This window comes from Mycobacterium sp., assembly GCF_049802695.1.
In the GTDB taxonomy this organism is placed as follows: domain Bacteria; phylum Actinomycetota; class Actinomycetes; order Mycobacteriales; family Mycobacteriaceae; genus Mycobacterium.
Map to the genome: position 1 here is coordinate 1 of NZ_JBARMY010000339.1, position 2569 is coordinate 2569.

Consider the following 2569-nt stretch of genomic DNA (forward strand, 5'->3'; position numbering starts at 1 on the left):
GTGCTGCTCGACGAGGACGGGGCGGTGTTGTTGTTGTGTGGATCCGACCCGGCGTACCCCGACGGCGCCGGCCCCCGGTGGTGGTTCACCGTCGGAGGCGAAGTGCGGCCAGGCGAGCAGTTGTCCGAGGCCGCCGCGCGGGAGCTGGCCGAAGAGACCGGGCTGCGGGTGCCTCCGACGCAGATCGTGGGGCCGATCTGGCGCCGCGACGCGGTGTTCGAGTTCAACGGTTCGATGATCGACAGCCAAGAGTTCTTCTTCGTCCACCGCACCAGCCGTTTTGAGCCGTGTACTGCAGGCCGCACCGAACTGGAACGCCGCTACATTCACTGTTTCCGGTGGTGTCACGCGGCGGATATCGCTGAGCTGGCGGCCGGCGGCGAGACGGTGTACCCGCTTCAGCTGTCCGAACTTCTCACCGAGGCGCATGCGCTGGCCGACCACCGTGCCTCCAGTCGGCCGCCCGCACTGCAAAACATCCGCTGACGCGGCTGCCTCGAGCGTGCGGTCAGCGTCACGCTCGACCCCGAAAGTTAGTCCTGCTGCACGTTCGGGCGGTCCGAACGGCGACTTGCGCAAACATTCCGGCTCGAGCCGCCACTACACTGAGTTGACACCAGTCGAAGGAGATCAGCAGTGAGTACTGCCGCTTCGCAAAACGGCAGCGGACGAACCGGGACGGCGCGCGTCAAACGCGGCATGGCCGAAATGCTCAAGGGCGGCGTCATCATGGACGTCGTCACCCCCGAGCAGGCCCGCATCGCGGAGGGTGCCGGGGCCGTCGCGGTGATGGCGCTGGAACGGGTGCCCGCCGACATCCGGGCGCAAGGCGGGGTGTCGCGGATGAGCGACCCCGACATGATCGAGAGCATCCTCGCCGCGGTCACCATTCCGGTGATGGCCAAAGCGCGCATCGGGCATTTCGTCGAGGCGCAGATCCTGCAAAGCCTCGGTGTGGATTACATCGACGAGTCGGAGGTGCTGACTCCCGCCGACTACACCCACCACATCGACAAGTGGAACTTCACCGTGCCGTTCGTGTGCGGGGCGACGAATCTGGGGGAGGCGCTGCGGCGGATCAGCGAGGGCGCGGCGATGATCCGGTCCAAGGGTGAAGCCGGCACCGGCGACGTCTCCAACGCCACCACCCACATGCGCGCCATCGGCGGTGAGATCCGCCGGCTGACGTCGTTGTCCGAGGACGAGTTGTACGTGGCGGCAAAGGAATTGCGGGCGCCGCATGACCTGGTCGTCGAGGTGGCCCGGGCGGGCAAGCTGCCGGTCACGCTGTTCACCGCCGGCGGCATCGCGACTCCCGCGGACGCGGCGATGATGATGCAACTGGGCGCCGAGGGCGTCTTCGTCGGGTCGGGCATCTTCAAGTCGGGCGATCCCGCGCAGCGCGCCGCCGCCATCGTCAAGGCCACCACCTTCTACGACGATCCCGATGTACTCGCCCGGGTCTCGCGGGGGCTGGGAGAGCCGATGGTGGGCATCAACGTCGAGCAGATCGCACAGCCGCAGCGCCTGGCCGAACGCGGCTGGTAAGAACGGCGATGAGCGCTTGCACGAAGAGCAGACGGTCATAGCGTGGCGATCGAGAAGATCCTCGATCTCGAACAGCTCGAGGTCAACATCTATCGCGGCAGCATGTTCAGCCCGGAAGCCGGGTTCCTGCAACGGACTTTCGGCGGTCACGTGGCGGGCCAGTCATTGGTGTCGGCGGTGCGCACCGTCGGTTCGACCTACCGGGTGCATTCGCTGCACGGATACTTCCTGCGGCCCGGAGACGCGCAGGCGCCCACGGTCTTCATCGTGGAACGCATCCGCGACGGCGGTTCGTTCTGCACCCGCCGAGTCAACGCCGTCCAGCACGGCGAGACGATCTTCTCCATGTCGGCGTCGTTCCAGACCGCCCAGACCGGCATCGAGCACCAAGACGTAATGCCGTCGGCGCCGCCGCCGGACAACCTACCGGGGCTGAAGTCGATGAAGGTGTTCGACGACGCCGGCTTTCGTCAGTTCGAGGAGTGGGACGTCCGCATCGTGCCGCAGGCCGAGCTGGAACGGTTGCCGGGCAAGGCGTCTCAGCAGCAGGTGTGGTTCCGCCACCACGATCCGCTGCCCGACGACCCGGTGCTGCACATCTGCGCGCTGGCTTACATGAGCGACCTCACCCTGCTGGGATCAGCACAGGTGACCCATATGCGGGAGCGCGAGCGCCTGCAGATCGCCTCACTGGATCACGCGATGTGGTTCATGCGGACGTTCCGGGCCGACGAATGGTTGCTCTATGACCAGTCGTCGCCGTCGGCCTGCAACGGGCGGGCGCTGACGCAGGGCAAGATCTTCACCCAGCACGGGGAGTTGGTGGCGGCGGTGGTGCAGGAGGGCTTGACCCGGCACAAGCGCGACCCGCCTCCGGTGAGCCGGTGAGCGCTCCGCGCGTCGGCGTCTTGGCGTTGCAGGGCGACATTCGAGAACACCTTGCAGCGCTGGGTGAGGTTGGCGCTGAACCGGTTTCGGTGCGCCGGCGTAAAGAACTCGACGCCGTGGACGGTTTGGTGAT

Annotated in this window: 3 protein-coding genes and 1 pseudogene; all 4 read left to right on the forward strand. The window is 66.7% G+C overall.

Annotated elements, in window-relative coordinates; all coding sequences use genetic code 11:
* Positions 1-486, forward strand: a 486-nt coding sequence (locus tag WA317_RS13895; RefSeq protein WP_425173585.1) for an NUDIX hydrolase, incomplete at its 5' end; no start/stop codon positions are given.
* A gap of 213 nt (positions 487-699) precedes the next feature.
* Positions 700-1548 (forward strand): pyridoxal 5'-phosphate synthase lyase subunit PdxS, encoded by an 849-nt coding sequence (gene pdxS / locus WA317_RS13900; RefSeq protein WP_425173587.1) that lies wholly within the window; start codon positions 700-702, stop codon positions 1546-1548.
* 42 nt (positions 1549-1590) lie between these two features.
* The gene (tesB, locus tag WA317_RS13905) at positions 1591-2436 is read left to right on the forward strand and encodes an acyl-CoA thioesterase II (RefSeq protein WP_425173586.1); all 846 of its coding nucleotides are present in this window, start codon (positions 1591-1593) and stop codon (positions 2434-2436) included.
* Positions 2433-2569 (forward strand): annotated as a pseudogene (locus WA317_RS13910) (pyridoxal 5'-phosphate synthase glutaminase subunit PdxT); the annotation flags it as partial. The gene tesB and the pseudogene WA317_RS13910, both read left to right, overlap by 4 nt.

Coding starts and splice junctions, on each gene's coding strand:
- pdxS (WP_425173587.1), top strand. CDS start 700: ATGGCCGAAATGCTCAAGGGCGGCGTCATCATGGACGTCGTCACCCCC.